Annotated in this window: 1 protein-coding gene; it reads right to left on the bottom strand. The window is 46.5% G+C overall.

Features of this window, described 5'->3' with window-relative positions:
• On the bottom strand, positions 1-512 hold a 512-nt coding region (locus R7093_RS28255; protein ID WP_318147413.1), incomplete at both ends, for an FAD/NAD(P)-binding oxidoreductase.

Below are 512 nucleotides of genomic sequence, written 5' to 3'. Positions count from 1 at the left end.
CGAAACTTGCAACGTGCTCGTTAGGTACGAATTTCACAGATTCAAGCGCGACGCCAAGTTTTAGGTCGACACCTTTGTCACGAATTTCTGTATGAGCAAAACCTGCCATTTCACGGTCTACTGGCGTCATGACTTGGTCTGCCATTTCGATCAGAGAGGTTTTAATGCCAAGTTGGTGGAAGGCTTCCATCATTTCTAAACCGATGAAACCGCCGCCAACAACTGTCGCATGCTCTGGCTTGTTCATTTGGATCGTTTCGATGATGCGATCCATATCTGGAATGTTACGTAGCGAGTGGGTGAGCGGGTTATCGAGGCCTGGGATTGGTGGAACAATAGGACCAGCACCTGGGCTAAGCAGTAGGAAGTCGTATGATTCTACGTATTCAGACTCATCCAACAGGTTTTTGATCGTAACGGTTTTGTCCTGTCGGTTAATAGAAACTACTTCATTCATCACGCGAACATCAACGTTAAAGCGTGCTAAAAAGCTTTCTGGCGTTTGCAGTAGT

The organism is Vibrio sp. 1580, assembly GCF_033340055.1.
The sequence above is the reverse complement of the archived record's forward strand: the minus strand, read 5'-3'. Positions and strand labels throughout refer to the sequence as shown.